This window comes from Natrinema salsiterrestre, from assembly GCF_029502005.1.
GTDB lineage: Archaea > Halobacteriota > Halobacteria > Halobacteriales > Natrialbaceae > Natrinema > Natrinema salsiterrestre.
Genome location: NZ_JAMQOT010000004.1, coordinates 178,455 through 203,147, shown reverse-complemented (window position 1 = coordinate 203,147; position 24,693 = coordinate 178,455). Strand labels below are relative to the sequence as shown.

The window sequence follows — 24,693 nt, the reverse complement described above, 5'->3', positions numbered from 1 at the left end:
CCCCGAGGACGGACCGGCTTCCGGAGGGCGTCCGATGAGTGACGACGGGTCGACGAGTAGCGATGAGAGCACCGCCCTCGAGATCGACGCCGACGAGCACGAGGGGTCGCTCTATCGAATCCTCTCGAGTGCGGTCGTCCCGCGGCCGATCGCGTGGGTGAGCACCCGGAGCGAGGACGGCGTCGACAACCTCGCACCGTACAGTTTCTTCACCGTCGCCTCGGTCGAGCCCCCGATCGTGCTCTTCGCGCCGGTCGACGGTGCCGAGGGGCTCAAGGACACCCCGCGGAACGCCCGGGACACCGGCGAGTTCGTGGTCAACCTGGTCACCGAGGACCTCGTCGAAGCGATGAACGAGACTAGCGCCACCCTGCCAGCGGGAGAGAGCGAGTTCGATCACGCCGACCTCGAGCGCGCCGACTCGGCCGCCGTCGCCCCGCCGCGGGTCGCCAGTGCGAAAGCCGCCTTCGAGTGCACCCTCCACGACCTCGTCGACGTCGGCGGGTCGACCCTCGTTCTGGGCGAAGTTCGCCACGTCCACCTCGACGAGTCCGTCACCACCGACGGGAAAATCGATATCGACGAGGTCGAGGCCGTCGGCCGCCTCGCGGGGAGCATGTACGCGCGGACGAATGACCGGTTCTCGCTCGAGCGCCCGCCGTAGAGTACGGGGTTCGAGAAACACGTTCGAGGAGGTCCGACGAGGAAGTCCGGTTCTCGATCGGCGTCTTAGCCCCACGTCAAGAGCCACGGATACTGCTGAAAACGGCCAGCAATCGGCAACTGTGTGGATATACTGCCCTGCTAACTGAAGGATTTAATACGGCATATGTTGGCGTATCTCATGGGGTGGACAATGACCGATCGATGGCAACTCGAGGGAGACTACGTCGAAGCCTGTAACTGTGACGTCACGTGCCAGTGTATCTGGCTGGAACCGCCCGACGACGACGTCTGTACGGTGTCGCTGGCGTGGCACATACGGGACGGGAAATACGGCGACGTGGACCTGAGTGGACTGTCCGTCGGAATGCTCATCGTCACTGAAGCGGGCGTCATGTTCGATCCCGATACAGGGTGGGACGTCGTCCTCATCATCGATGAGGCGGCCGACGAGGACCAGCGAGCCGCGCTCGAGGACATCTATTTCGGCCGAGCAGGGGGTATCTTCGCTCCCGTTTCCGACACCCACATCGAGAGCGCCGAGGTCGCGACCGTCCCGGTCACGTTCGACCGCGACGGGGCGGACTTTGCCGTGGAGATGGGCGACACCGTCTCCATGGAGGTGATCGGGAAAACTGGCTTCAACGAGGAACTCGGTACCATCTCACCGCACCCGCTCACGAAGAGCCGAGAGATGCAGACTGGAAAATCGACGACAGCTACCGTCTCCTATGGCGACGAGTTCTCGTGGGACGTCTCCGAGAACAACTCGTATCTCGGCGACTTCGAGCTGACAAACGCCTGAGACGCTCTCTCGTACACGGTCATGCGTACACGCGAATCGCTTCGGGACCGATTCAGTCACCGACCCACTTCCGTCGTCGCGCTCGTGACGTACGTGATCGCTCTGTTCGCGTGGATAGCAGTCATCGAACACTGGGTTCCGACACCGGGATCGACACACGGGTTGGGTTTGTCCGACCCTGGGGCACCGGAAGCGATAGCGCTCTCGAACGGGGTCACCGGTATCCTCCTCTACCTGTGCATGTGGGGAACGATGATGATCGCGATGATGTATCCGTCCTCGGTGCCGCTCTTCCAGCTCTACTACGGGACGCTCGAGGGGACGACGAAAACGGGACGAGCGGCGCGGATGGCGGCGTTCATGGGGATGTACGCGCTGGTCTGGTCGCTAACGGGGATCGTTCCACTCGCAATCAACGTTGCGATTCCGGTCGCCGCCATCGCGAGCGAGCAGGGCGGCCTCCTGTGGGGCGGGGCGCTCCTGCTGTTGGCGGCGTATCAGCTCTCCCCGTACAAGTACCGATGCCTGCGATACTGCAGATCGCCGCTCGGGTTTCTCATGTCCCACCACCGGACCGGCGTTCGTGGTGCCCTCCGCATGAGCTGGCAGTTCAGCGTCTTCTGCGTCGGCTGTTGTTGGGCGCTGTTCGCGTTCATGGTGGTCGTGGGCTCGATGAATATCGTGTGGATGGCGCTCATCGCGATCGTACTCTCGCTCGAGCGGACGGTGACGTGGGGCACGTCACTGGCGTACGCGGTCGGGATCATCGCTGGCGTCGCCGGAACCGGTCTCGTCGCCATCACTATCGTGTAAGAGCGAGCTGGGGACGGGGGCCCTCGCATTCAAGAGATATCGAAAGCCAGTCTTGGGAGTCTGCACGCCCCGGACGTTTCAGACCGGGCCCGATGGAGTGGCGCTTCCGTTCTATGAATTGACTCATTGGAGTTCGTATCTAGCACAAATATGCTGGACGGGATGCGGGACGACCCGTGCTAGTCTCGCTCGATCCGAATCGAGTTCGTTATCCGCTGGAGTCTCTGAGAACGGTTGTGACCTCCCCAGAGTCCCGCTCCGACGAGGGCCAAACGCTGTCGAGTCGTGGCTACCGGATCACCGTCGACGACGGTCGTGACTCGTTTTTCGCGATCTCTCTCGAGGATCCCGACAACGAGGCGGCGTGGATCATGTCCGACACCGTCCGAACACTAGACGACGTGCGATAAGTCTGTTGTCGGGTTATCATCCCCGGTTGCCGTGTCAGAGAGGACCCCCCGACTGACGGTCAGCAGTTCGATTGCTTCTCGTAGGTATCCCCACTCCGACGAAGCGATGGCACTCTCGATCGGTTCGTACTGCTACCGGACGACTGTTTCGTCGACCTCGAGCAACGACTCGAGGTTCTCCACCGCCCGCAGGCAGACGGGGACGTACCCCGAGGCGAGCAGCGGGAGTTCGATGACGATCCGACAGCGTTTGTCGCCGAGCTCGTCGACCCGGTGTCCGGTCGCGGGGATCCCGGTGACGCGCCAGGTCCACCGGCGTTCCGTACACGAGGTGATCCGAAACGGAAGCCAGGCCCCGGGAACCCGGATCCGTCCGGTCGTGTCGGGCCGAATCCGGCGGTCCGTCGCTTCGACGCCGGTTATCAGCGGTGACCACTCCGGCCACTGCGTCGTATCGACGAGTGGGTCCCAGGCGTCGGCCGCGGGAACCTGGACGACCTGGGAGACCTCGAGGCGGCGACCGTCGACCGTTCGTGCGGTCCGAACTCGAGTCATAACCGGGGCTACGCAGCGCTCGGCTATGGGGTTTGGGTGGCTCGCCGAACGATCGCCTTCTCCTGACAGTAAACAGCCGCTAGATTTTACTGAGGCGGCCCCCTCCGTCGCGGTAACGAATGGCGATACTCGAGGTGGACGACCTCCGGAAGGAGTACGGCGGATTCACCGCGGTCGAGGGGAGCTCCTTCGAAATCGAGCGCGGAGAGGTCTTCGGCGTCGTCGGCCCCAACGGCGCGGGCAAGACGACCACGCTGAAGATGCTGGCGGGGTTGATCGAACCGACCGCCGGCACCGCCGTCGTCGCCGGTCACACGCCCGGTGAACCCGCAATGCAGCGACGGCTCGGCTTTCTCCCCGAGGAGTCGCCGCTCTACGAGGAGATGACGGCGGTCGACTACCTCGAGTTCTTCGCGGACCTCTACGACGTCCCGACGGACGCCGCCCGCGAACGGATCCACGACTCGCTGGACCGCCTGGACCTCGAGCACCGCGACAGGCGGATCGGCAACATGTCGAAGGGGATGCAACGGAAGGTCGCGATCGCGCGGGCGCTGGTGAACGACCCCGACGTGCTGATTTTCGACGAGCCGGCGTCGGGACTGGACCCGCTGACGACCAACTATATCATCGAGTTCACCCGCGAGCTGAGCGACGAGGGAAAGACCGTCGTCTTCAGCGCGCACAACCTCTTCCACGTCGAGAGCATCTGCGACCGGATCGTCATCATGAACGACGGGCGGATCGTCGCTCGCGGCACGCTCGAGGAGATCCGGGACGCCCACGGCGGCACCGAGTACCACGTCTACGCGACGGCCGACGGCAGCGAGGGCGTCGAGGACGGGCACTCGCCATTGGAGGTGACGCGCGAGAACGGGCAGGTTCGCCACGTCGTCGGCGATATGGCTGCCGTCGATGCGATTCGAGAGACCGTCGAAGCGGACGGCGGCCGCGTGACCGATATCCAGACGAAGACGCCGAGCCTCGAGGAGATCTTCCTCGAGGTCGCACGCGAACCGACGGCGGAGGCCGAGGCGTGAGCGGCGGTCGTCTCCGCAGGATCGTCGCGTCCGCACGCCGTCTCGCCCGGCAGTGCCGCGACGTCGTCGCCCGCACGAGCAGGATCGCCCGCTGGGAGGTCTCCCGGAGCGCCGGCACCGTCGATCGGAAGACCGTCCTGGCGCTCGTCGTGATGGCGCTGGCGATCGGGACCGCGGGCGTGTCGGTTTCCGACTCGGGACTCGGCCTCGAGCGGGAGATGTACGTCGCCGGCGTCGACGAGGAGAGTCGCTATTACGACGTGGCCGTCGAGAGCGAACAGTTCCGGGCAGTGCCCCTCGACGATATCGAAGCGGACGGCGGCGGAGACTCGACCGCCGAGACCGCGACGATTCGAGGCGACGCGAACGTCGACGTCGTCGTGACTCGAGACGGCCGCGTCGGACACGTCGGCGACAACGGGGCGGCCGCCTACGACGCGTTTCGCTCCGCCGTCGAGGACTACAATGCGGAATTGATGGACGATGAGGCCGATCAGGCGGCCGCGTACCCGGTGCTTGTTTCGCTCGAGTACCAGGAACGCGACCCCGACGGGTCGACCGACTCCGGAGCGGACGACGGAAACGACGCTGGGAGCGGGGACGGAACCGGCGGGAGCACCGACGGGGACGGCTCGGCGACTGGCGGCGGTGGCTCGAGCGGGACGGGTGACGGAGACGGTCGGATGCAGGTACCCAACGTCGGTGACGGCGGTACGTCGACGTCGGCGGGGACGCCCGGTTCGATCGCGCCGCCGTTCCCGTTCGAATCGCTCGTCCTCGCGTTCCTGTTCGTCGTGCCGATGAATTTCGTCATTCAGGCCTACGGAAGCACGATCATGGACGAGCGGGTCAAGCGACGGGGAGAGCTACTGTTGGTCTCGCCGGCGTCGCGGTACGAGATCGTCGGGGGCAAGACCCTGCCGTACTTGCTGGGGCTCGTCGGGATCGTCGCCGCAATCACGTACGCGATCGAAGGGGGACCGATCGCCGTTGCTGCGACGCTCCCGATCGCGCTGGTCTTCCTGGCGGCGACGTTCGCCGGCGCGATGCTGGCCCGCTCGTTCAAGGAGCTGACCTTCGTGACGGTCACGATCAGCGTCGTCCTGACGACGTACACGTTCATTCCGGCGATCTTCACCGACGTGAACCCGATCGCGCTGATCTCGCCGCTGACGCTGGTCGTCATGGACCTCCAGGACGAATCGGTTCGACTCGGAGAGTACCTGTTTTCGACCGCGCCGTTCTATCTCAGCGCGGTCGTCCTCTTCCTGCTGGGAATCGGTGTCTACCGCGAAGAGGACATGTTCGCCCAGAAGCCGATCCCGACCAAAGTCATCGACGCGATCGCGAGCCGCATTCACAGCCGGTGGAGCGTTCCGCTGCTGTCGGTCCTCTTCATTCCGTTCGTTTTCGCGGGTCAGTTGCTCGCCGTCGCCCTGTTGTTCGCCGTTCCGGAGACGGTGGCGGTCCCGGTCATCATTATTATCGCCGCAGCGATCGAGGAGGTCGCGAAGAGCATTCACGTCTACGCCGGCTTCGCCCGGTCGCGTTTCGACGCGACGCTGAAGACCGGTGTGGTGCTCGGCGTCCTCTCCGGAGCGGGCTTTTTCGTCGGCGAGAAGATCACCCACATCGTCCAGTTCGTCGGCCTGCCCGAACTAACGGTCGGAGCCGCCGCGTTCGGTCCGGCTCCGAGCGTCTCGAGCGAGCCGGTACTGTACCTCGCGGTCTTGCTCGCACCGCTCGTCTTGCACGTGCTGACGGCCGTCTGCTCGGCGATCGGTGCCAGCAGCGGTCGGAACGGCTATGCGATCGGGTTCCTCGTCGCGACCCTCGTTCACGCGGGCTACAACCTGGGGGTGCTCGCCCTTGTCGCGTGATCGCGGTCGCGAACGGGAGTCGATTCAGCGGGGTCCGAACCCGCCGGTCCGTCCCGACGGCGGTACCGAGTCGAGGTCGACCTGGGGGGCGCGCTGGGCGGTCGCTCGCCGGGAACTCGCCTCGCTGCGCTCGGAGAAGACGATCATTCTGGCGCTGTCGATCCAGCTGTTCATCGCCGCGTTCTCCTCGTTTCTGGTCGTCGGACTCGTCTCCCTGTACGATCCCGGCTCGGTCGACGGCTATCAGACCGAGATCGCCGTCACCGGCGACGACACCGATACGCTTCTGCGGGTTGCGAACGGACAGGACGGCGTCACGGCCGAGCGCTACGCCGACCGCGAGAGGGCCTACGACGCGTTCGACGACGGAAGTGTCTCCGCCGTCCTCGACGCCGACAGAAACCCCGACGGCCAGCTCAGCGTCAGGGCCATCGTCCCCGAGGAGGGGTTGCGCACGACGCTGCTCGTCGTCCAGATCCGGAACACGCTGGAGAACGTCGAACGCGTCGAGCGGCAGCGAAACGCCGACGACGGGCGGCTCGAGCGGTCGCCGGTACCGGTACCCGAATCGATTCAGGCGAGCCCCTACGTCGGCTTCACCTACACGATCTTGTTGCCGCTGTTGTGCTTCCTGCCCGTGTTCATCAGCGGCTCGATCGTCGTCGACTCGCTGATCGAGGAGCGCCAGCGCGGGACCCTCGAACTGCTCCGGGTCGCGCCGCTCTCGCTCGCGGAAATCGTCGACGCGAAGCTGGTGGCGACGGCGGCGCTGGCCCCGCTGCAGGCGATCGCGTGGTTCCTCCTGCTGGCGGTCAACGGGACCGCGATCGCGGCGCCCGTCGCCCTGGTCGTCCTGGTGGCCGCGCTCTCGTTGCTCGTCGTCACCGTCGGGGTCGCGGTCGCCCTGTGGGCACCCGATCGACGGCAGGCCCAGCTGCTCTACTCCATGGCCACCGTCGGCGCGCTGGTCGTGGCGACCGTCCTCCCCGAGCACCCCGCGAACACCGTCGCGAAGTTCGCACTCGGCAACCCGACGGCCGCGACGTGGGGCCTCCTCGCCGCGTACTGTCTGGTCGCGATGGGCGCGTTCCTCGCGCTCAGGCGGGGGATTGGCGGGCTCGAGCCGGACGCGCTGTAGGCAGACGTTCGTACAGTTCGGCCGACACGTCTACCAGAAGCAGAACGCTCCGTTCGTTGCGGTGCGAGATGCTAAACCATTAGTTCCTCTACCAACGCGTACCTGTTAATGAGCAATCCCAACGGACCGGATCAAGAGCGGGCGGACCGGGACCCGCCCAACGTGAACCGGCAGGCCGAACAGCGGCCGGAACAGGAACAGGTCCGAGAAGCCGTCGAGCGGTCCAGAAGCGGCGCGCCGGCCGTCGGCGCAGTCGTCCGCGATCGCTTCTCCTCCGACGAGATCTTTCAGCGGATCGTCGCCGCGGCCGACGAAGAGGTCACCTCGGGCGGGCGCGAACTGTTCTTCAGCGGCCTCGCCGCCGGCTTCGCGATCACGATTACGTTCTTATTGTACGCCACGCTGACGGCGACGACTGACGGACATCCGATTCTGAGCAAGCTGTTGTATCCGCTGGGATTCATCTACATCATTATCGGCGGCTACCAGCTCTATACCGAAAACACGCTGCCGCCGGTCGCGTTGACGCTTGAGCGACTGGCCAGCATCCCCGCACTGCTTCGCCACTGGACGATCGTTCTCGCGGGCAACTTCGCGGGCGGTGCGCTCGGTGCGATCGCGCTCTCGTACGGTAACGTGTTCGACGCCGACTCGGCGGCTGCTGCGATGGATCTCGCCGAGAAAGGCGTCAACACCCCGTGGTGGACACTGTTCTCCAAGGCCGCGTTCGCTGGGTTGATCGTCGCCGGCGTCGTCTGGATCGTCTACGCATCGCGGGACACGATCTCGCGACTCGTCGTCGTCTACCTCGCGTTCCTCGCCATTCCGCTCGGAAACCTGTTTCACGTCGTCGTTTCCTTCACGGAGATGCTCTATATGGTTTTGGCGGGGAATCTCGACCTGTTTGTCGGGTTGACCGGCTTCGTCCTGCCGGTCTTGCTGGGCAACACCATCGGCGGTATCGTCCTCGTCACGGTCGTCAACTACTTCCAGACCAGCGAGCACCGCCTCGAGTCGGCCCGCTTCGAGGGAGCCGACCGCCAGCTCTCGGTCAAGGAGTGGCTGTTCGGCAGCTACGCGGGCCGATCGTACGTTCCGTTGATCGACACCGCTGAAACCCACGCGAGCGACAACGGTGACTATCGGATCCTCGTTCCGATTTCGAACCCCCGAACGGAATCGACGATCGTCGACCTCGCCTGCAGGATGGCCAGCGGTCACGAGCACGCGACGGTCCACGCCGTCCACATCGTCCAGATGCCGGGTCGCACGTCCATGCGATACGGTGCGGGACAGACGGAACGAATCGTTTCCGAATCCGAACAACGGATGGAGAGCGTGCGCCAGCGGGCGGCGTCCTACGACGTCGACTTCGAGACGTCGACGGTCGTCTCCCACCGTTCGTTCGAGGACGTCTTCGACACCGCGGAACGCGAGAACGCCGATCTCGTGGTATTGGGCTGGGGCGACGACCGACCGTGGGGTCAGGGTCGCGCCGAAGGCCGAATCAACGAGCTGACGAGCAACCTCCCCTGTGACTTCCTGATTCTCAAGGATCGGGACCTGGACACCTCGCGCGTCCTCCTCCCGACGGCCGGCGGCCCGGACTCGGATCTGAGCGCCGAGGTCGCACGCACGCTGCGCGATCAATCCGGAGCCGAAATCACGCTCCAGCACGTCGTCGCCAGCTCCGACGATCGCGAGCGGGGCGAGGAATTCCTCGCCGAGTGGGCCGCCGAGCGCGACCTCGAGGACGCCGACCTCGTCGTGGACGATTCCGGCAACGTCGAACGCGCGATCTGCCGAGAATCGAAGAACCACTCGCTCGTCCTCATCGGGGCGACCGAGGAGGGAGTCATCTCGCGGCTGATGAGCGACTCGCTGCACATGGACGTCGTCAACGAGGTCGACAGTTCGGTCCTGCTGGCCGAGCGGCCGAGCGAGCGCACCGTCGTCCAGCGGCTGTTCGGTCACTGGTAACGAGAGCGATTTCGGAAGATACTCACCGTTTCACCGGGGCGTAATCGGACTCGAGCCCCGTTTCCGAGCCGACCGGTCGGTCGATGGTGGAGACCGCGTAGTGGTGTCGACGGTAGCGTGAGTCGACGCCGTGGTGGTGTGTTCGTGGTTCGACTCCCGATACGACCGATCGGCTGCTCAGCGAGGCTCGAGCGCCGAGCCCCAGTTACTCGCCGTCGTCGCCTTCGCCGTCAGTTCCGTGGACGCTCTCCTTGTGAATCAGTCCGGGCGCGACCGAACAGCCACAGGGTTCGACGGTGCCGCTGTGCGGGCCGCTCGAGGTCAGCGCGGTAATGGGCTGGCCGCAGCTGGGACACGAGAGGAGCGGTGACTCCGATCGGATTCCGTCTCCGTCATCGTCTGCCGTATCGTCACTACACATCGCGATCACCGCTCGCGGTTCGCAGCAGCGTTGAGACGCGTTCAGTCGTGTGGTTCTGTCGTCGTGCGGGACGTTTATATCCCGGTAGAATGAACGGAATCATGGCGTCCGAATCCTTCATCGGGTTGGGAAGCCACGTCTCGGGTGCTCTATCACCCGGGGCATTTCAATGCAGCCCCCGTGCCGCTGGAGACCGGCTTCCAGTTTTCAGTTTAACATGAAATTACTTATATCTACTGCTAACTGAACGAAACAGGAGAAGCCGACCGGCTCCGTTTCGGGTCGATCAACTGGCGTGTGGTGGCGCGCGCTGTCGGCCGTCCGAACGAAACGTGAGGACGGTCGTCGATGCCGTGCGAGGGATGAGCGAACGGCGAAGTCGTTCGAGAGGCGCTTTGCGCCGCTCGTGATGACGAGACGCCGTAGGCGTCTCGAACCACCGTGAGCGACGGGAGTGAGCGAATCGACTGGGGAGGGCGTGGCTATTCCCTGCTGCCACGATAGCAGGACACGTTCCGTTTTTCGTTCCACTTTACGACCGTCCAAGTCACGGCATGTCCTCCAGTTGACGGCCGCCTCGTCGTTCACAGTCGATCCGCCACAACCGGGCTCCCGCGCTGCCACAACAGACGCCCCGTGCGTTCGAGACCCGTAGACGGACCGAAATACATGCGTTGTCATCGATTGCCACAGCACGTACTGTTTTCTCCCCGGTTTCCGTACTGTCGCTATGGAGTACACGACCCTCGGTTCGACCGGGATGCAGGTGAGCCGCCTCTGTCTGGGCTGCATGAGCTTCGGCTCGAGCGACTGGCGCGAGTGGGTCCTCGAGGACGAGGAGAGCAAGGAGATCATCGACCGGGCGCTCGACCTCGGGATCAACTTCTTCGACACCGCGAACATGTACTCGCGAGGCGAGTCCGAGCGGATCCTGGGCGAGGCCCTCGAGGGCCACCGCGAGGAGTCGGTGGTCGCGACGAAGGGCTTCTTCCGGATGCGCGACGACGACCCGAACTCGGGCGGGCTCTCCCGGAAGGCGATCGAGCAGGAACTGGCCGCCAGCCGCGAGCGACTGGGAATGGACACGATCGATCTCTACCAGCCCCACCGCTGGGATCACAAGACGCCGATCGAGACGACGCTGCGGGCGCTCGACGACGCCGTCCGACGCGGACACGTTCGGTATATCGGTGCCTCCTCGATGTGGGCCCACCAGTTGGCCGACGCACTGCACACGAGCGACTCGCTGGGCCTCGAGCGGTTCCAGACGATGCAGAACCACTACAACCTCGTCTACCGCGAGGAGGAACGCGAGATGCTACCGCTCTGTCAGAAGGAGGATATCGGCGTCGTTCCGTGGTCGCCCATGGCTCGGGGCTACCTGACGCGCCCCAACGAGGAGATCGACGCCACGACCCGCGGCGAGACCGAGGAGCACATGTACGACCACCCCTATCGCGAGGGCGGCGGCCGGGAGATCAACGACCGTGTCGCCGATCTGGCCGACGACAAGCACGCGACGATGGCCCAGATCGCGCTCTCCTGGCTGCTGCACAAGGACTGGGTCGACGCCCCGATCGTCGGCACGACCAGCGTCGAGCACTTAGAGCAGGCCGTCGAAGCGCTCGAGATCGAGCTCTCGGAGTCGGATCTCGAGTACCTCGAGGAGCCCTACGAGCCGGTGCCGGTGTCCGGTCACAGCTAAGATCGGTTGTTCGTCCAGTCCGGCCGCGGTCGGCGGCGTCCCCGACGCAGTCGACGTGCTCTCGAAACCGTCGGCGAGACACAGGTCGCCTCGAAAGCGTGCCCTGCTGGCTCGCCGCGGGAACGCCGGCGAACGACGCGTTAAGGACGGCGTCAGCGCACTCTCGTTCAAAAAAGATCGCTCCGTGTAGCTCGCGTCCACTCCGTGTCGATCTATCCGCGATGGACTGTCCGTACGACTAGTGTCAGCCGGATTGCCACCAGTCGTCGTGGTCGAGGATCGACTGCGCGACCTCGTCGCTGATGGGGTTCGCGTTGATGGTGATGAGTCGCTGGTTGTCACTGAACGGCGTCCACTCCTGGTTCATCTCGAACACCTGCGGCCAGTTCTGGCCCTCCTCCGGCTCCGGAATGTAGCCGAGATCTTCGTTGAACTGACCGAGGTTGGTGTCCTCTGAGATGAACAGCGGAACGATCTCGCCGCTGTTGAGCCACCGAATGTGGTAGGTGTTGTAATCCGTGAACCAACTGTCCTGTATGTCTCCGTAGTTAGGGGTCCACTCGACGACATCGGAGACGATGGCGAACCGCGCCTCGGGGTGGAAGTTGTTGGCGAAGATGAGCGCACCCCACGATTCGTCGACACTGTCGATGACACCGTCGTCCTGAGCGGTCGCGGTGCCCGCTCCCGCACCGACGAGCGCCATCCCAGCGGTCGCTGCAGCACTCTGTTTCATGAACTTTCGTCGCGTCGACTCCTCGCTATCCGTAGTCGGGAATGACTCCTGATCCATAGTAGCCTCCACTCGCGACTAGCGCCTCAGTCGTCCAATAAGGACAGAGATAGTTTCACCGAGCACTCGACCATAGATACGGTTTCGGCTCGGACAGCCTCGCGTTGTGACCACGAAGTATTGGGCTGTGTCCAGTAATTCGGTTTTAGGACCATCACAGATATCTGATCGCGCGTTCAGCGACGTGCGTCGACACCGGACCGAAACGTCGCAGGTACGTGCGTTCAACAGTTCGAAACGCTGATATAAACGCTCGAGTCGGCCACTACGAGAGCCCCTCGACGGCCTCGATGAGTTCCGATTCGGTTTCCCACCGATACAGCCGCCCGTTCTTCTCGAGCAGGTCGAAGACGCCGTCCTGCATCCAGTTATAGGGTCGATCCTCGTCCGGATACGTTCGCTTGAGCACGTGCGTCTTCTCGAAGTACTCCTCGGTGCCCGCGAGCAGCCCCTGCTCGACGAGAAACCCGCTGGGCTCGCGCTCGGCGACCCCGACGACGTGGGTGACGAGGTCCGCGACCAGACAGAACTTCTGGATACCGTTCTCCCACTCGCCGCGGAGGTCGACCATTCGGAAGGCGTAGGCGTCCGATCGGCGGTTCAGCCGATCGACGACGAGGTTCAGTCGGCGGATCGGTTCCCGATCGTAGTTCCCGAGCACGAAGTACGACCGGTCGCTTTCGTACACCGGCCGTAACTCGCTCAACGCGTGGAGGATCTCCTCGTTATCGGTGAGCGAGAGCTCCTCGGCCTCGAGTCGCTCCGATGCGCTCGTGAGGACTGCCTCGGGGACCGGTGGATCGTCGTCTGTCATACCCGGCGATTATCGCGAATTGGGGATAGTAGTTGCCGTGTGATTTCCGTTTCCGATAGCGTCCGACGCTGCCGGCAGGTCACCCCAGAGTAATTTACTCGAGGATAAACTACTTGGTGCCACGCTCCGTAGCGGGCCGTATGAGCACTGACGTGGGGACTCCCGAGGGGGCGAACACGCGGGCACTCGTCCGGTTCGTGACCCAGGAAACGCGATTCGCACTGCTTTCCAATATTCTCCAACACCCCGACGGGCTGCCGTCGATGTACGAACTCGAGCAGCTCAATCCCAGCGTGAGCGACGCGACGGTCTACAAGCACGTCCAGAAGCTGATCGACGCCGGGATCGTCGAGTCGGTCTCGCTACCTGACGATCGACGACAGCAGGGCTACCCCTGGAAATTTTACCGATTGACCGACGAGGGACGCGAGTTCCTCGAGAACCACAACCTGCTCGCGGCCGAGGAGACCCTCCAGCGGATCTACGAGACGATTTCCGATAAGCCCGAGAAGATGGTCAAATACGAGAACGCGCCGCGTCCCGACCTCGAGTAGCGGTTCGCGTACCGATCGATCGAGGTCGCCCGGAACCAACGCTATCCCCTTCCGCCGGCCAACTTCTCCGATTCCGGCAGCGTTCGAAGCCTGAGCATGGCGATCGTCCCGATCAGCGGCCCGATCGCGAGCGGGGCGAACGCCCACTGCCAGCCGACGGCGCGCTGGACGATGGGGACGAGCTGGATCGACCCGATAGTGATGAGGAAGCCGACGGCCGTCTGGAGCGTCAGCGCGGAGCCGACGTAGCTGTCGTCCGCGAGTTCGGAGACCGCCGTCGAGAACTGTGCGGAGTCCGCGACGATGACGAAGCCCCAGACGAGCACGAAGGGGGCTACCACGGCGAGACTGGAGCCGTAGACCACTCCCGCGAGGAGGCACGCGGCTCCGGAGACGATCATCGACGCGCTGGTGACGAGCGATCGACCGACGCGGTCGGCGGCGGATCCGGCGAGCCACGCGCCGATTCCGCCGACGGCGATCGTCCCGAACGCGAGCAGCGCCGCGCGCTGTTCGGGGTTCGCCGTCCCGCTGGTCTCGAAGCTGGCCAGGAGGTAGACCGGGATCCACGTCCAGACCGCGTACAATTCCCACATGTGGCCGAAGTAGCCGGTGTTCGCGAGGACGACGCCGCGGTCGGAGACGATGCGACGGATCGCGCCCGGGTCGAAAGGCGCCGTTTCCGGCTGATGCGGGCCGTCCTCGTACGCCAGCGCGAGGAGCCCGCCCACCGTTGCGATGGCCGCCGTCCCGTACAACACGAGTCGAGGCTGTCCGATTCCGCCGGCGGCCCGGAGGAGGTGTGGCGACGCCGAGCCGACGGTGAGCGCGCCGACGAGGACGCCGATGGCGAGGCCGCGGCCCCGGACGAACCACGAGGCCATCATCTTCATGCCGGTCGGATAGACTCCCGCCAGCGCGACGCCAGTAAGAAATCGAAGGACGATAGCCGGGACGCCGCTGTCGACGGCACCCGCGATGAGGGCCGTCGACGCCGCGCCGGCGAACGCGCACCCGGCGAAGAGGGACCGCGGTCGGACGACGTCAGCGACGGTCAACGAGGCCGAAACGAGCGCGCCCACGACGAACCCGAGTTGGACGGCGTTGGTCAACCAGGCCGTCTCGGCGGGCGTGAGGTCCCACATTCCGGCCAGCTCCGGTCCGACCGCCGTCCCGCTGAACCACAGCGTCATCGCGAACAGTTCCGCGACCCCCACCAGGACGAGCGCGCGCCACTTGGTCCCAGCAACTGCTGCCATTGCTCCGAGATGCGGCCATCGTCAAATAAAGCCCGCGGCCGATCGAATCCGTCACAATCGGCCGTCCCATCGCGATGGAACGGCCGGCCCCGATCCGATCAGGACAGGCGCGCGGCGATATCGGCTTCGGTAATGATGCCGACGGTCTCGCCGGCTTCGGTGATCATCACGGCCTTGTAGTGCTCGAGGAGGTTGCTGATCTCGTCCAGAGTGGCGTCTTTCGAGACGGTCGGGAAGCTCTCGCTCATGTGTTCTTCGACGGGTTCGTCTCGGTCCTCGGAGTCGAGGTGGACGAGGTCGCCCTGACTGATCGATCCCACGGGAATCCCGTCCTGAATGACTGCCAGCTGCGAGTAGGCTTCTTCCTCCATCTTCTGGGCCGCCTGACTGACGGGATCGTCGGGGGCGACGCTGACAACGGCCTCGTTCATCAGATCGTCGGCGCGGATGACGTCGCTCTCGGCCTTCTCGAGGGCGTTGACGATCCGCCGGAGCGTCGACAGGCGCGGGTCGACGTCGCCGCCTTCGATGCGGGCGATCAGCGGCTGGGAGACGTCGGCCGTGTCGGCCAGTTCGCTCTGCGTGAGCCCGAGTTCGGTACGGCGCTGACGGAGATCCGCGGGCGTCGGGAGTTCCATACGCATCCATAACTACGGGTTATAGAAAGTACTTTGGGTTGGATCTAACTCGCGTGACAGATCGGACGACGGATCGAGACCGCACTCGCTTCCGAAAGGAGGAGAAGCCGAGCACCGCCCGATCGTCACGGATCGCGCACCTGTACGAACCGATCGCTCGAGAAACGACTACCGATCTCGGTCGGGTTCAGGGTACGGCGCGGCGTCAGAAGACGAACCGGGTACGCGACGGTGTGGCCTTACTCGTCTTCCGGTTCGGTCTCGATGATGTCGACGACCGACAGCGGCACGTCGCGCAGCGCGCCGCCGACCTCGCTCTTTGCGATTCGGGAGGCGTGCTCCTCGCCGTCGGCGTTGAAGACCTCCATCTCGAGTGCGAGGCCGACGAGCGCGGTGTCGGCCGCGATGAAGGCGGAGTCGAACGGTTCGCCACAGGCCGGACAGCCCGTCGCGCCGACCTCGACCTCGACGTAGTCCATGTCTTCGCTGTTGAGTCGCTTCCCGGCTTCGCTGACGGCGACGCCGATCGCGTCGTCGATCGCATCGACGTCACGAACGAGCCATGCCGCTTCCATCGCGACGAGATAGTTGCCCATACCGTTCCGACGGTCCGGGGGGTTTCCTGCTTTGCGGTTCGTCGGTGGCGTCGCCCCGTCGAGCCACCACGTCACACGCTCACTCGCGGCGCACTGGCGCTCGCGAGGTGCGTACGCGAACCGGATGATTCCCATAACTTACGAGAAATCACCCCATCGATTCCCTCAGCCATAGCCATGGATCGGCTCGAGTGCGCCTCGAGTTGTTCGCACGGAAAGTGAAATTGAACCGCATGCGGGCGGCGACCCGGTCGGGCACGAACGACCATTATGAATGAGATATCTGGGGGAAAGTTTATATATACCCTCCGTCTGGGCATCGGTGAACGTCGATGATATCCCGCGCGTACCACGCGACCCTGTTCGCACTGTACCAGCTGTGCATTATGCTCGGCATCGCCGCGATGCCACTCGCCATCGCCGCCCGGCAAGCCGGATTCACCATTCCGGTCCACCGCGTCCTCGCCAACGTCGAAGCGGCCTACGAGTCCGCACAGCACTGATCGAGCGGTAGACGCCGTCTGGTTTTGCCGCCCATCGACCGGCGAGCCCCTCGGCCGCCGACCCGATCGATCGCGGACCGCACCGCTGGACCGGTGCGCCGCTGAACCGACCCGAAGCGTGTCGAACTGCCCACCGCTCGAGTACCGATAGCGCGCCGCTCGAGCCATCTCGATTCCGAGCGCGCGGAAGCGGAAACCAGAGCGGTGACCGCCGGTGTTTTATACCGTCCCGGTCGTATGCTTCGATCAATGCATACGCCCACACACGACTCGGACTTCTCTCGGACGGTCGATAAGTTGGCCGACGATCCGAACCCCTACGAACCGGCGGTCGGATCGATGCCGGAAAACGATATGAGCCAGGCAGACCTCGACAACGTCAACAAGACCGGGACGACGACGATCGGTATCTCCACCGCCGACGGCGTCATCATCGCGACGGACATGCGCGCCAGCCTCGGCGGCCGATTCGTCTCGAACAAGAACGTCCAGAAGGTCGAGCAGATCCACCCCACCGGCGCGCTCACGCTCGTCGGCAGCGTCGGCGGTGCCCAGTCGTTCATCTCGACGCTTCGCGCCGAAGTCAACCTCTACGAGGCCCGCCGCGGGGAGAACATGAGCATCGAGGCGCTGGCGACGCTCGCGGGCAACTTCGCCCGCGGCGGCCCGTTCTTCGCCATCCACCCGATCCTCGGCGGCGTCGACGATCAGGGCAGCCACGTCTACAGCATCGATCCCGCCGGCGGCGTCATGGGCGACGACTACACCGTCACCGGCAGCGGGATGCAACTCGCCTACGGTCATCTCGAGCAGGCCTACGAACCGGACATGTCCAACGAGGAGGCGAAGACCGTCGCGGCCCGCGGCATCAAGTCCGCCGTCGAGCGCGACACCGGCTCCGGGAACGGCGTCTTCCTCGCGGAGATCACCGGCGAGGGCGTCGACATCCACGGCCATCACGACTTCGACGACGTGCTCTAGATCGGGAAGCGAGCGAAACGAGCGGTTTTTGCGGCTCTCTCGGGTCCGGACAGCGGTCGCACCGGTGTGGCTTTCGGCTCCGTCTCGGAGTTCCTCGCCCGTCCGTCGCGAGACATCGACACAAGCGGCGCGACCGGTGTTTCACCGGCTCCCGATCCGTCACAGACGAGAACCGAACGCAAAAGTATCGAGTCGGTCAGTCGAGCCGAGCCGCCTGCTCGAGTTGCGCCTCGCTGATACGGGAGTCAGCGAGCGTCGTCGCCCGGCCGGACTCGCTCGAGCGATAGATCGCGTCGATGACGCGCTGGACCGTCAGCGCTTCCTCGACCGTGTTCGTCTCCGGAGCGCCGGTCGTCGCGATCGCCTCGAGGAACCGTTCGTCCTGTTCGGTATAGCCGGTCACCGCGGCGTCGCCGGTCATGTCGACGTTGGCGTAGTGATCGCAGCCGGCCGTGCCGGCCTCGAGGATCCGCAGGTCGGTGTCGCCGATGTCGAACTGGGCGCCCGCATCGGTGCCGCGCACGCGGAAGTCCATGCTCTCCTCGCGGTTGGTCGCCCACGCGGCCTCGAGCGAGATAGTCTGGCCGTCGGCACAGCGGATGAAGGCGCTGACGGAGTCGTCGACGTCGTAGGTCTCCGCCTCGGCGTCCCAGTTGTCGCCGAACCCGTCGGGATCGGCGTACTCTTCGCTGGTACCGAAGGTTGTGCGCGAGACGCCGCTCACTTCGACGATCTCGGGGAAGTCGAGCGCGTAGAGCGCGAGGTCGAGCGCGTGAACGCCGATATCGAGCAGGGAGCCGCCGCCGGCGAGTTCGGAGTCGGTGAACCACGAGCCGGGGCCGGGAACGCCGCGCCGACGGACGTAGTTGGCTTCGACGTGGGTGAGGTCACCGAAACGGCCGCGCGCGTGTTGCTCGTCGAACATGGCCATCGACGCGGCGTGTCGGTTGTGGAACCCGACCATACAGATCCCCGCCGATCGGGCCGCGGCTTCCGCGATCCGCTCGGCGCTTTCCAGCGTGTGCGCGAGCGGCTTCTCGACGAGAACGTCCAGGTCTCGCTCGAGAGCCGCGACGGCGATCGGTTCGTGGAACCGGTTGGGCGTCGTCACGATGACGGCGTCGACCGCGTCGTCGGCGACGAGTTCGTCGTGGGTCTCGTACGTCCGCGCGCCGTACTCCTCGGCGAATCGGTCGCGTTGTTCCGGAACGAGGTCAGCGCCTGCGACGACGTTCGCGCCGAGTTCCGTCACGCTTCGCGCGTGGAGATTGCCCATACCGCCCAAGCCGACGATACCGACGCCGATCCCGTCGCCGATCATGTCCGAACCCTCGATCTCGGTGTCACAACAGCGTGGAGGGAGTGAGAAACCAGCCATTTCGACATCATTTGTGTTCGATCCCGTTCCATAGAGAGTGGCAGTCGGGCGATCGAAATAAGGGTTGTGACCGATTAATCTGTACAATCACTTCATATTTCACGAGTTACTATACTATTACGGAACCGAGTACCATATCGGGTGAATAAATATGGTATTTTTTCGTGAATGTATTCTCGCGAATCGGCCCAGCTAAGGCTCCGGCCGCGGACCGGACCGGTATGGTCACCGTCACGATCTGGAACGAGTTCCGTCACGAACGCGAGGACGACGAGGTCGCGGCCGTCTATCCGGACGGCATCCACGAGACGCTCGCCGACGCGCTCGCGGACGATCACACGGTCCGAACCGCGACGCTCGACGAGCCCGAGCACGGCCTCACGGACGAGGTCCTCGAGTCGACCGACGTGTTGCTGTGGTGGGGCCACGAGGCCCACGACGAGGTGAGCGACGCCGTCGTCGATCGGGTACAGGAGCGCGTGCTCGAGGGTATGGGACTGCTCCCCCTCCACTCGGCCCACTACTCGAAGCCGTTCAAGCGGCTCATGGGAACGTCCTGCAGCCTGCAGTACCGCGAAGACGGCGGCACCGAGCGGCTCTGGGTCGTCGACCCCGGCCATCCGATCGCCGACGGGCTCGCGGAGTCGATCGAACTCCCGAAAACGGAGATGTACGGCGAGCCGTTCGACGTTCCGGAACCGGACCGACAGGTGTTCGTCAGCTGGTTCGAGGGCGGCGAGGTGTTCCGCAGCGGCTGTTGTTACCGGCGCGGAAACGGCCGCATCTTCTACTTCCGGCCGGGTCACGAGACGTATCCCATCTACGAGAACGAGGCGATTCGGCGGGTGCTTCGCAACGCCGTCGAGTGGGCTGCCCCGACCGAAGGCTCGCCGCGGACGTTCGGCCAGCGGGAGTAGCCACTGAAAGTCAGTGTACAGCCGATCGAACGACGTTTCGATTAGTGTGTGAATCGTTTCAGTGGCACTAGGGGTCACGCCCGGGTCATCCGCTTCGCCGGGTCGCGACGAGCTCGACGACGACCTCGAGATCGACGTTCGCAGCCGCTTCCAGCCGTTCCCGAACCGTATCCGCGAAATCGGCCGGCAATCGCTCACCCGGCGGTCGTTCGACGAGGACGGTCACGACGGGGGTTTCGTCGGCGTAGACGTCGACGAGTTCGTAGTCGACGGCAACCTCCTGGAACTGTAGATCGGGACCGTCGGCCGGCGGGTCCTCGCTCATCGCTTCGAGTTCGGTCCGAACGTCGTGTTCGACCGCTGCAGTCTGATACGTGCCGTAGGTGACGCCACCGAGAACGACGGAGAGGACGGCGATCGCTACGAAGAGCACGATCACCCGGGAGCGAAGTCGATCGTAGACGCGCCCGATGTCAGCGGACCGGTGTGGCCTGTACCCGGACGCCCACAACAGGAGCAACGCCGTGAGGTTGATCGAGAGTATATTGACGAGCACGAGCGTGCCGGCTGTGAGGACGACCTCCGAATTCCCCCAGGCGATACCGAGTCCGGCCGTGGCGGCGGGCGGAACGAGCGCGACGGCGATCGCCACGCCGACGAGAACCGAGCCGACGTTGCGAGTGAGGCTGACGACGGCAGCCACACCGGATCCCAGCGCGAGGAACAGCGCGAGCACGTCCGGCGTGATGCGTTCCTCGATCTGGGGTACCGTCGTGATATCGAACCCCGGTGGAAGCAACACCGTTCCTCTGAGTAGCCAGCCGATTACTGCGGCTGTCGCGACTGCGACCGCGAGTCCGGTTCCCTGAAGCACGATACCGCGTGTCGCGAGTCCATCATCGTTAACGACGACGCCGACGCTCGCAGCGAGCGCGGGTCCCATCAACGGCGCAACGACCATCGCACCGATGATCGTCGCTGCGGAATCGAGCAACAGGCCGGCCGTCGCGATCGCCGTACTCACGACGAGCAGGCTGAAGTAGGTCGACGCCGCCGGTGCGAGATCGGCCGCTCGAGACTGGAGTTCCTCCCGGGAAATCCTGGTACCCGAAAACCGTCCCGTCAGAGCATCGGTTCGACTCGAGACGATCGTTTCAGCCTCGGTCACAACCGTGTACGAGCGGTCGTCGAGGCCCGCGTCTCGGAGGTCGGACAACAGCGGTTCGACGGCCGACGGCGGAACGGGGACCGAAACCAGCGCTTCGAACTCCCCGCGATCCGTGTCCCGCGAGACTGTGTAGTCGACGCCGGCAGCATCCGCCGTCTCGAGTACGAGGTCCAGCTCGCCACGGGGCACGAATACCTGTACGAGACGCATACGCCCACTACACCGGTGATCGGCATAGTCTATTGTCACACGATACCGACTATCAGACTCACGGGGAGATTCGATCGCTCCCGTCCGAGACGGAGACCGGAACCGGTCCCGCTCAGAACTCCTGGCGACCCTCGTCCGTAATAACGCTCTCGAGCAGGTCGACCGGCGTCGCGTCGTACGCGGGATTCTCGACGTCGAACCCGTCGGCAGGTTCGGGCATCACCTCGCTGCCCGGCCGGTACTCGTTCTCGAAGACGAACCCCTCGCTGACGATCTTCGAGGCCGAGCCCAGTACGGTGACCGGCACGTCCAGCTGTGCGGCCGTCGACGCGATCGGAAACGTGCCCACGCGGTTGTACAGCGTCCCGTCGACGATACAGTCCATGCCGACGACCACGCGGTCGCACTCCTCGAGATAGATCCCGTGTGCGCTGTCGGTGAGTAACGTCGGGTCGACGCCCTCGAGATCCGCGAGCGTCCGGGCGGTCTTGCGACCGATGTACCGCGGCCGGGCCTCGGTGACGTAGACGTCGAACGTCTTGCCGGCCTCGGTGGCCTGCTCGAGGGCCTCGATCACCGTCGAAGAATAGTCGTGGGTCAGGATCGTCGCGCCGTCCGCGAGGAACGCCGCGGCGTTTTCGGCGGCCAGTCGCTTGCCGGACTCGATCCGCGAAACGACCGCGTCGATCGTCTCGCTGGTGAGTCGTCGCGCCTCCTCGACGCTGTCGGGGTCGGCGTCGATCACGTCGTCGACGATCTCCCGAACGGCGTTCTGGAGCGACGCGTGGGAGGGGTTCGCCCGCCGCAACACGGAGCCGTTGCGCTCGAGCCCGCGGATGTACTCCTCGACGGTGGCGAACTCCCGCTCGGTCAGCTCCTCGAGGGCCCGGGCGGCGCGTACGGCAACCACCGAGGAGCTGTGCGTCTGCATCTCGCGGATTTCCTCGGCCGTCTCGTCGATCATACCCGGATGGTTTTCGGTCAGCGCAAAAGGTGTTCCGGGACCTCGCAGCCGTCCCGTCGCGATCCCGTCACTGGCTCGCCCTCACGCGGTCTCGTCGAATCCGAAAATCCGCCGTAGCTCGCGCTCGATCCGGTCGACGAACGCCTCGAGGACGGCCTCGAACTGTTCGTGCTCGGCCGCCGCCCCGGCTCGTTCTCGCGGGTTCTCGGGGAGCTCGACCCGGAATTCGCCGTCCCCGTCGTAGAATGGCTCACTCTCGCTGAGCACCTGTCGATCGATCGCGCGGAGCACCGCCGAATCGTACTGGCCGTGTAGCTGTTGGTAGGCCGCGGAGTAGGCCTCTTCGAGTTCCTCGAAATAGTAGACGTACTTCTCCTCGAACTTCTCGGGGTCGAACTCCGTCATAGGCCTCCGTCGGCACGCTGTCCGGTAAACCGTTCGGGATACGGTTCAACGATCGAGTGGCCGAAACACCAACCGGTGCCCGCAGGCTTACGTCCGCGAGCCCCCTAGATCCGCCGATGACCGTCACCGTCCGATACACCTGTCCTCACTGCAACGCCGTGGTCAGCCTCGAGCGACCCCCGGATCTGGCGGACCGGTCGGTCACGAAGGTCGCACAACCGGGTTGGGAGTATGCGAGCCCGGACGATCCCGACCGCGAATCGGCGGACGGGATCGAATTCCTCTGTGGCGAAGACGGCACCGTCACCGATCTCGAGGGGGACCCCATCGACGGCTGTGGCCGCCCCTTCTATCTGAATTTCGTGCGCTACGAGCGGGGAGTGGAACTCGATCCCGATCCGCCGACCTACGGCGGGCCGCGGTTCGATTTCAACGGATAAGTCCCTGTGACGTGGTTGAGTCGCACGTATTGGTCCCGCGAACGACCAGCGGGAGTGAGCGGCTTTTCTCCTGAACGAAGTGAACGAGGGCTCGGAAGAACTGCGTTCTTCCGGTGTTTTGGCCCAGATTTTTTCGAGCGGTTCGACCGAGCCCTGCGAGGGTGGTCGTTCGAAACGGCGGAGCCGTTTCGTGACTGAGCGAAGCTGGACGTACGTCCCGTCAGACTTCGCGATGTCCGGGAAACCGACGGTTTCTCAGCAACCCGAAGAAAAAAGGCGGGAACACAACCCTTTTCGACGCTGGCAAGTACCTAGTGACATGGACGAAGCCGCCGTTCGCGACCGCCTTCGGGCGGTCGAGGATCCGGAACTCGGCGACGACATCGTTTCGCTCGGACTCGTCAACGACATCACCGTCGACGGCGACGAGGTCGATATCGATCTCGCACTGGGCGCTCCCTACTCCCCGAGCGAGAGCGACATCGCCGCCGAGGTGCGCGAGGTGCTCACCGCCGAGGGCCTCGAGCCGGACCTGACCGCGAGCGTGCCCGATCGCGACGATCTCACGAGCGAGGAACAGGTACTGCCGAACGTCAAGAACGTCATCGCCGTCGCCTCCGGAAAGGGCGGCGTCGGCAAGTCGACCGTCGCGGTCAACCTCGCCGCCGGGCTCTCGCAGCTGGGTGCCCGCGTCGGCCTCTTCGACGCCGACGTCTACGGGCCGAACGTCCCGCGGATGGTCGACGCCGACGAGCCGCCGATGGCCACCGAGGACGAGACCCTCGTTCCCCCCGAGAAGTACGGCGTGAAACTCATGAGCATGGCCTTCCTCACCGGCGAGGACGACCCGGTCATCTGGCGCGGTCCGATGGTCCACAAGGTCATCACCCAGCTGACGGAGGACGTCGAGTGGGGCCACCTCGACTATCTCGTGGTCGACCTCCCGCCGGGGACCGGCGACACGCAGTTGACGATGCTCCAGACCATGCCCGTCACCGGCGCGGTCATCGTCACGACGCCCCAGGACGTGGCGCTGGACGACGCCCGCAAGGGCCTCGAGATGTTCGCCAAACACGACACGGTCGTGCTGGGGATCGCCGAGAACATGTCGACGTTCGCCTGTCCCGACTGCGGCGGCGAACACGACATCTTCGGCTCCGGCGGCGGCGAAGACTTCGCCGAGGAGCACGAACTCCCCTTCCTCGGCTCGATCCCGCTCGATCCCGCCGTCCGCGAGGGCGGCGACGGCGGGAAGCCGACGGTCCTGAAAGACGGGGACGACACGAGCGACGCGCTCCGAACGATCACCGAGAACGTCGCCAACAACACCGGGATCGTCCACCGGCAGGGGATCTCTCAGAGCCGTCGCAACGAGGCCGCTTCCCCCGACCGATGAGCTCGAGCGGTGACGACGAGGAGGCCGGCATCGACTCGGATGACGGCTTCGAGCCCGATCCCGAGCGCGTCGAACGCCTCCGCGAGCTCGCCGACGACGTTCGCGGTGACACCAGCGAGAGCAAACAGCTCGCGAACATCCTGTACCGGACCAGCGACCTCTACGACGAGCGCGAGGAGACCTCTCCCGAAGAAATCGTCCGCAACGTGAAGTTCATTCTCGAGGTCAACGAGCGGGGCGGTCTCGAGCGCTGAGCGCTCGACTCGA

Annotated in this window: 27 protein-coding genes; 16 read left to right on the top strand and 11 right to left on the bottom strand. The window is 64.8% G+C overall.

What is annotated here, in order from left to right:
- Positions 1-34 precede the first annotated feature (34 nt).
- The 4 genes from NDI89_RS12910 (at position 35) to NDI89_RS12895 (ending at position 2,691) form a co-directional block, all read left to right on the top strand.
- Entirely contained in the window at positions 35-664 is a 630-nt protein-coding gene (locus tag NDI89_RS12910) for a flavin reductase family protein (protein WP_277522018.1), read from the top strand.
- A 192-nt stretch (positions 665-856) separates the two neighbouring features.
- On the top strand, positions 857-1,468 hold the full coding sequence (locus NDI89_RS12905; protein WP_277522017.1) for a DUF1326 domain-containing protein: 612 nt from the start codon (positions 857-859) through the stop codon (positions 1,466-1,468).
- A 21-nt stretch (positions 1,469-1,489) separates the two neighbouring features.
- Positions 1,490-2,281 carry a DUF2182 domain-containing protein gene (locus tag NDI89_RS12900; protein ID WP_277522016.1) on the top strand — a complete coding sequence of 264 codons (792 nt, stop codon included), beginning with the start codon at positions 1,490-1,492 and terminating at the stop codon, positions 2,279-2,281.
- A 236-nt stretch (positions 2,282-2,517) separates the two neighbouring features.
- Complete coding sequence (locus NDI89_RS12895; RefSeq protein ID WP_277522015.1) at positions 2,518-2,691, top strand: hypothetical protein; 174 nt, start codon at positions 2,518-2,520, stop codon at positions 2,689-2,691.
- Between the two features lie 132 nt (positions 2,692-2,823).
- Here NDI89_RS12895 and NDI89_RS12890 read toward each other — a convergent pair whose 3' ends face one another.
- On the bottom strand, positions 2,824-3,246 hold the full coding sequence (locus NDI89_RS12890) for an SRPBCC family protein (protein WP_277522014.1): 423 nt from the start codon (positions 3,244-3,246) through the stop codon (positions 2,824-2,826).
- A 119-nt stretch (positions 3,247-3,365) separates the two neighbouring features.
- On the opposite strand from NDI89_RS12890, the gene NDI89_RS12885 reads away from it, so the two are divergent.
- The 4 genes from NDI89_RS12885 (at position 3,366) to NDI89_RS12870 (ending at position 9,284) form a co-directional block, all read left to right on the top strand.
- A complete protein-coding gene (locus tag NDI89_RS12885; RefSeq protein WP_277522013.1) occupies positions 3,366-4,286 on the top strand; it encodes an ABC transporter ATP-binding protein in 921 nt (306 codons plus the stop codon).
- On the top strand, positions 4,283-6,166 hold the full coding sequence (locus tag NDI89_RS12880; protein ID WP_277522012.1) for a PrsW family glutamic-type intramembrane protease: 1,884 nt from the start codon (positions 4,283-4,285) through the stop codon (positions 6,164-6,166). Before NDI89_RS12885 ends, NDI89_RS12880 begins: the two co-directional genes overlap by 4 nt.
- A complete protein-coding gene (locus NDI89_RS12875; RefSeq protein ID WP_277522011.1) occupies positions 6,156-7,304 on the top strand; it encodes an ABC transporter permease in 1,149 nt (382 codons plus the stop codon). Before NDI89_RS12880 ends, NDI89_RS12875 begins: the two co-directional genes overlap by 11 nt.
- A gap of 108 nt (positions 7,305-7,412) precedes the next feature.
- On the top strand, positions 7,413-9,284 hold the full coding sequence (locus tag NDI89_RS12870) for a formate/nitrite transporter family protein (protein ID WP_277522010.1): 1,872 nt from the start codon (positions 7,413-7,415) through the stop codon (positions 9,282-9,284).
- Between the two features lie 205 nt (positions 9,285-9,489).
- On the opposite strand, the gene NDI89_RS12865 is transcribed toward NDI89_RS12870, so the two are convergent.
- A complete protein-coding gene (locus tag NDI89_RS12865; protein ID WP_277522009.1) occupies positions 9,490-9,705 on the bottom strand; it encodes a hypothetical protein in 216 nt (71 codons plus the stop codon).
- Between the two features lie 730 nt (positions 9,706-10,435).
- On the opposite strand from NDI89_RS12865, the gene NDI89_RS12860 reads away from it, so the two are divergent.
- Positions 10,436-11,410 (top strand): aldo/keto reductase, encoded by a 975-nt coding sequence (locus NDI89_RS12860; protein WP_277522008.1) that lies wholly within the window; start codon positions 10,436-10,438, stop codon positions 11,408-11,410.
- 244 nt (positions 11,411-11,654) lie between these two features.
- On the opposite strand, the gene NDI89_RS12855 is transcribed toward NDI89_RS12860, so the two are convergent.
- Together NDI89_RS12855 and NDI89_RS12850 are read right to left on the bottom strand one after the other, a co-directional pair.
- Positions 11,655-12,203 (bottom strand): twin-arginine translocation signal domain-containing protein, encoded by a 549-nt coding sequence (locus tag NDI89_RS12855; RefSeq protein WP_277522007.1) that lies wholly within the window; start codon positions 12,201-12,203, stop codon positions 11,655-11,657.
- A 265-nt stretch (positions 12,204-12,468) separates the two neighbouring features.
- Positions 12,469-13,017, bottom strand: a complete 549-nt coding sequence (locus NDI89_RS12850; RefSeq protein WP_277522006.1) for a DUF8170 family protein — start codon at positions 13,015-13,017, stop codon at positions 12,469-12,471.
- A gap of 140 nt (positions 13,018-13,157) precedes the next feature.
- On the opposite strand from NDI89_RS12850, the gene NDI89_RS12845 reads away from it, so the two are divergent.
- Entirely contained in the window at positions 13,158-13,571 is a 414-nt protein-coding gene (locus NDI89_RS12845; protein ID WP_277522005.1) for a helix-turn-helix transcriptional regulator, read from the top strand.
- A 41-nt stretch (positions 13,572-13,612) separates the two neighbouring features.
- Here NDI89_RS12845 and NDI89_RS12840 read toward each other — a convergent pair whose 3' ends face one another.
- The 3 genes from NDI89_RS12840 to NDI89_RS12830 all read right to left on the bottom strand — a co-directional run bounded on the left by NDI89_RS12840 (position 13,613) and on the right by NDI89_RS12830 (position 16,064).
- Complete coding sequence (locus NDI89_RS12840) at positions 13,613-14,830, bottom strand: MFS transporter (RefSeq protein ID WP_277522004.1); 1,218 nt, start codon at positions 14,828-14,830, stop codon at positions 13,613-13,615.
- A 98-nt stretch (positions 14,831-14,928) separates the two neighbouring features.
- A complete protein-coding gene (locus tag NDI89_RS12835) occupies positions 14,929-15,468 on the bottom strand; it encodes a CBS domain-containing protein (protein ID WP_277522003.1) in 540 nt (179 codons plus the stop codon).
- 239 nt (positions 15,469-15,707) lie between these two features.
- On the bottom strand, positions 15,708-16,064 hold the full coding sequence (locus tag NDI89_RS12830; protein ID WP_277522278.1) for a DUF555 domain-containing protein: 357 nt from the start codon (positions 16,062-16,064) through the stop codon (positions 15,708-15,710).
- Positions 16,065-16,396: 332 nt separating this feature from the next.
- Between NDI89_RS12830 and NDI89_RS12825 the strand changes: the two genes are divergently transcribed.
- Both NDI89_RS12825 and psmB read left to right on the top strand, forming a co-directional pair.
- On the top strand, positions 16,397-16,567 hold the full coding sequence (locus tag NDI89_RS12825; protein ID WP_277522002.1) for a hypothetical protein: 171 nt from the start codon (positions 16,397-16,399) through the stop codon (positions 16,565-16,567).
- Positions 16,568-16,816: 249 nt separating this feature from the next.
- On the top strand, positions 16,817-17,548 hold the full coding sequence (psmB, locus tag NDI89_RS12820) for an archaeal proteasome endopeptidase complex subunit beta (RefSeq protein WP_277522001.1): 732 nt from the start codon (positions 16,817-16,819) through the stop codon (positions 17,546-17,548).
- Positions 17,549-17,744: 196 nt separating this feature from the next.
- Here psmB and NDI89_RS12815 read toward each other — a convergent pair whose 3' ends face one another.
- Positions 17,745-18,869: a Gfo/Idh/MocA family protein gene (locus NDI89_RS12815; protein WP_277522000.1), complete on the bottom strand. Its 1,125-nt coding sequence runs from the start codon at positions 18,867-18,869 to the stop codon at positions 17,745-17,747.
- Between the two features lie 278 nt (positions 18,870-19,147).
- Between NDI89_RS12815 and NDI89_RS12810 the strand changes: the two genes are divergently transcribed.
- Positions 19,148-19,843, top strand: coding sequence for a ThuA domain-containing protein (locus NDI89_RS12810; RefSeq protein WP_277521999.1), 696 nt, complete (start codon positions 19,148-19,150; stop codon positions 19,841-19,843).
- A gap of 85 nt (positions 19,844-19,928) precedes the next feature.
- Here the strand turns inward: NDI89_RS12810 and NDI89_RS12805 are convergent, their stop codons facing one another.
- The 3 genes from NDI89_RS12805 to NDI89_RS12795 all read right to left on the bottom strand — a co-directional run bounded on the left by NDI89_RS12805 (position 19,929) and on the right by NDI89_RS12795 (position 22,590).
- A complete protein-coding gene (locus tag NDI89_RS12805) occupies positions 19,929-21,221 on the bottom strand; it encodes a TIGR00341 family protein (RefSeq protein WP_277521998.1) in 1,293 nt (430 codons plus the stop codon).
- Between the two features lie 112 nt (positions 21,222-21,333).
- Positions 21,334-22,185, bottom strand: coding sequence for an eIF2B alpha/beta/delta subunit family protein (locus NDI89_RS12800; RefSeq protein ID WP_277521997.1), 852 nt, complete (start codon positions 22,183-22,185; stop codon positions 21,334-21,336).
- A gap of 81 nt (positions 22,186-22,266) precedes the next feature.
- Positions 22,267-22,590, bottom strand: coding sequence for a DUF5783 family protein (locus tag NDI89_RS12795; RefSeq protein WP_277521996.1), 324 nt, complete (start codon positions 22,588-22,590; stop codon positions 22,267-22,269).
- A gap of 116 nt (positions 22,591-22,706) precedes the next feature.
- On the opposite strand from NDI89_RS12795, the gene NDI89_RS12790 reads away from it, so the two are divergent.
- The 3 genes from NDI89_RS12790 (at position 22,707) to NDI89_RS12780 (ending at position 24,680) form a co-directional block, all read left to right on the top strand.
- Positions 22,707-23,030, top strand: coding sequence for a DUF7969 family protein (locus tag NDI89_RS12790; RefSeq protein WP_277521995.1), 324 nt, complete (start codon positions 22,707-22,709; stop codon positions 23,028-23,030).
- A gap of 319 nt (positions 23,031-23,349) precedes the next feature.
- Positions 23,350-24,426, top strand: a complete 1,077-nt coding sequence (locus NDI89_RS12785; RefSeq protein WP_277521994.1) for an Mrp/NBP35 family ATP-binding protein — start codon at positions 23,350-23,352, stop codon at positions 24,424-24,426.
- Positions 24,423-24,680 (top strand): DUF7976 family protein, encoded by a 258-nt coding sequence (locus NDI89_RS12780; RefSeq protein ID WP_277521993.1) that lies wholly within the window; start codon positions 24,423-24,425, stop codon positions 24,678-24,680. The genes NDI89_RS12785 and NDI89_RS12780 overlap by 4 nt, the downstream gene beginning before the upstream one ends.
- The last annotated feature ends 13 nt before the right edge of the window (positions 24,681-24,693 follow it).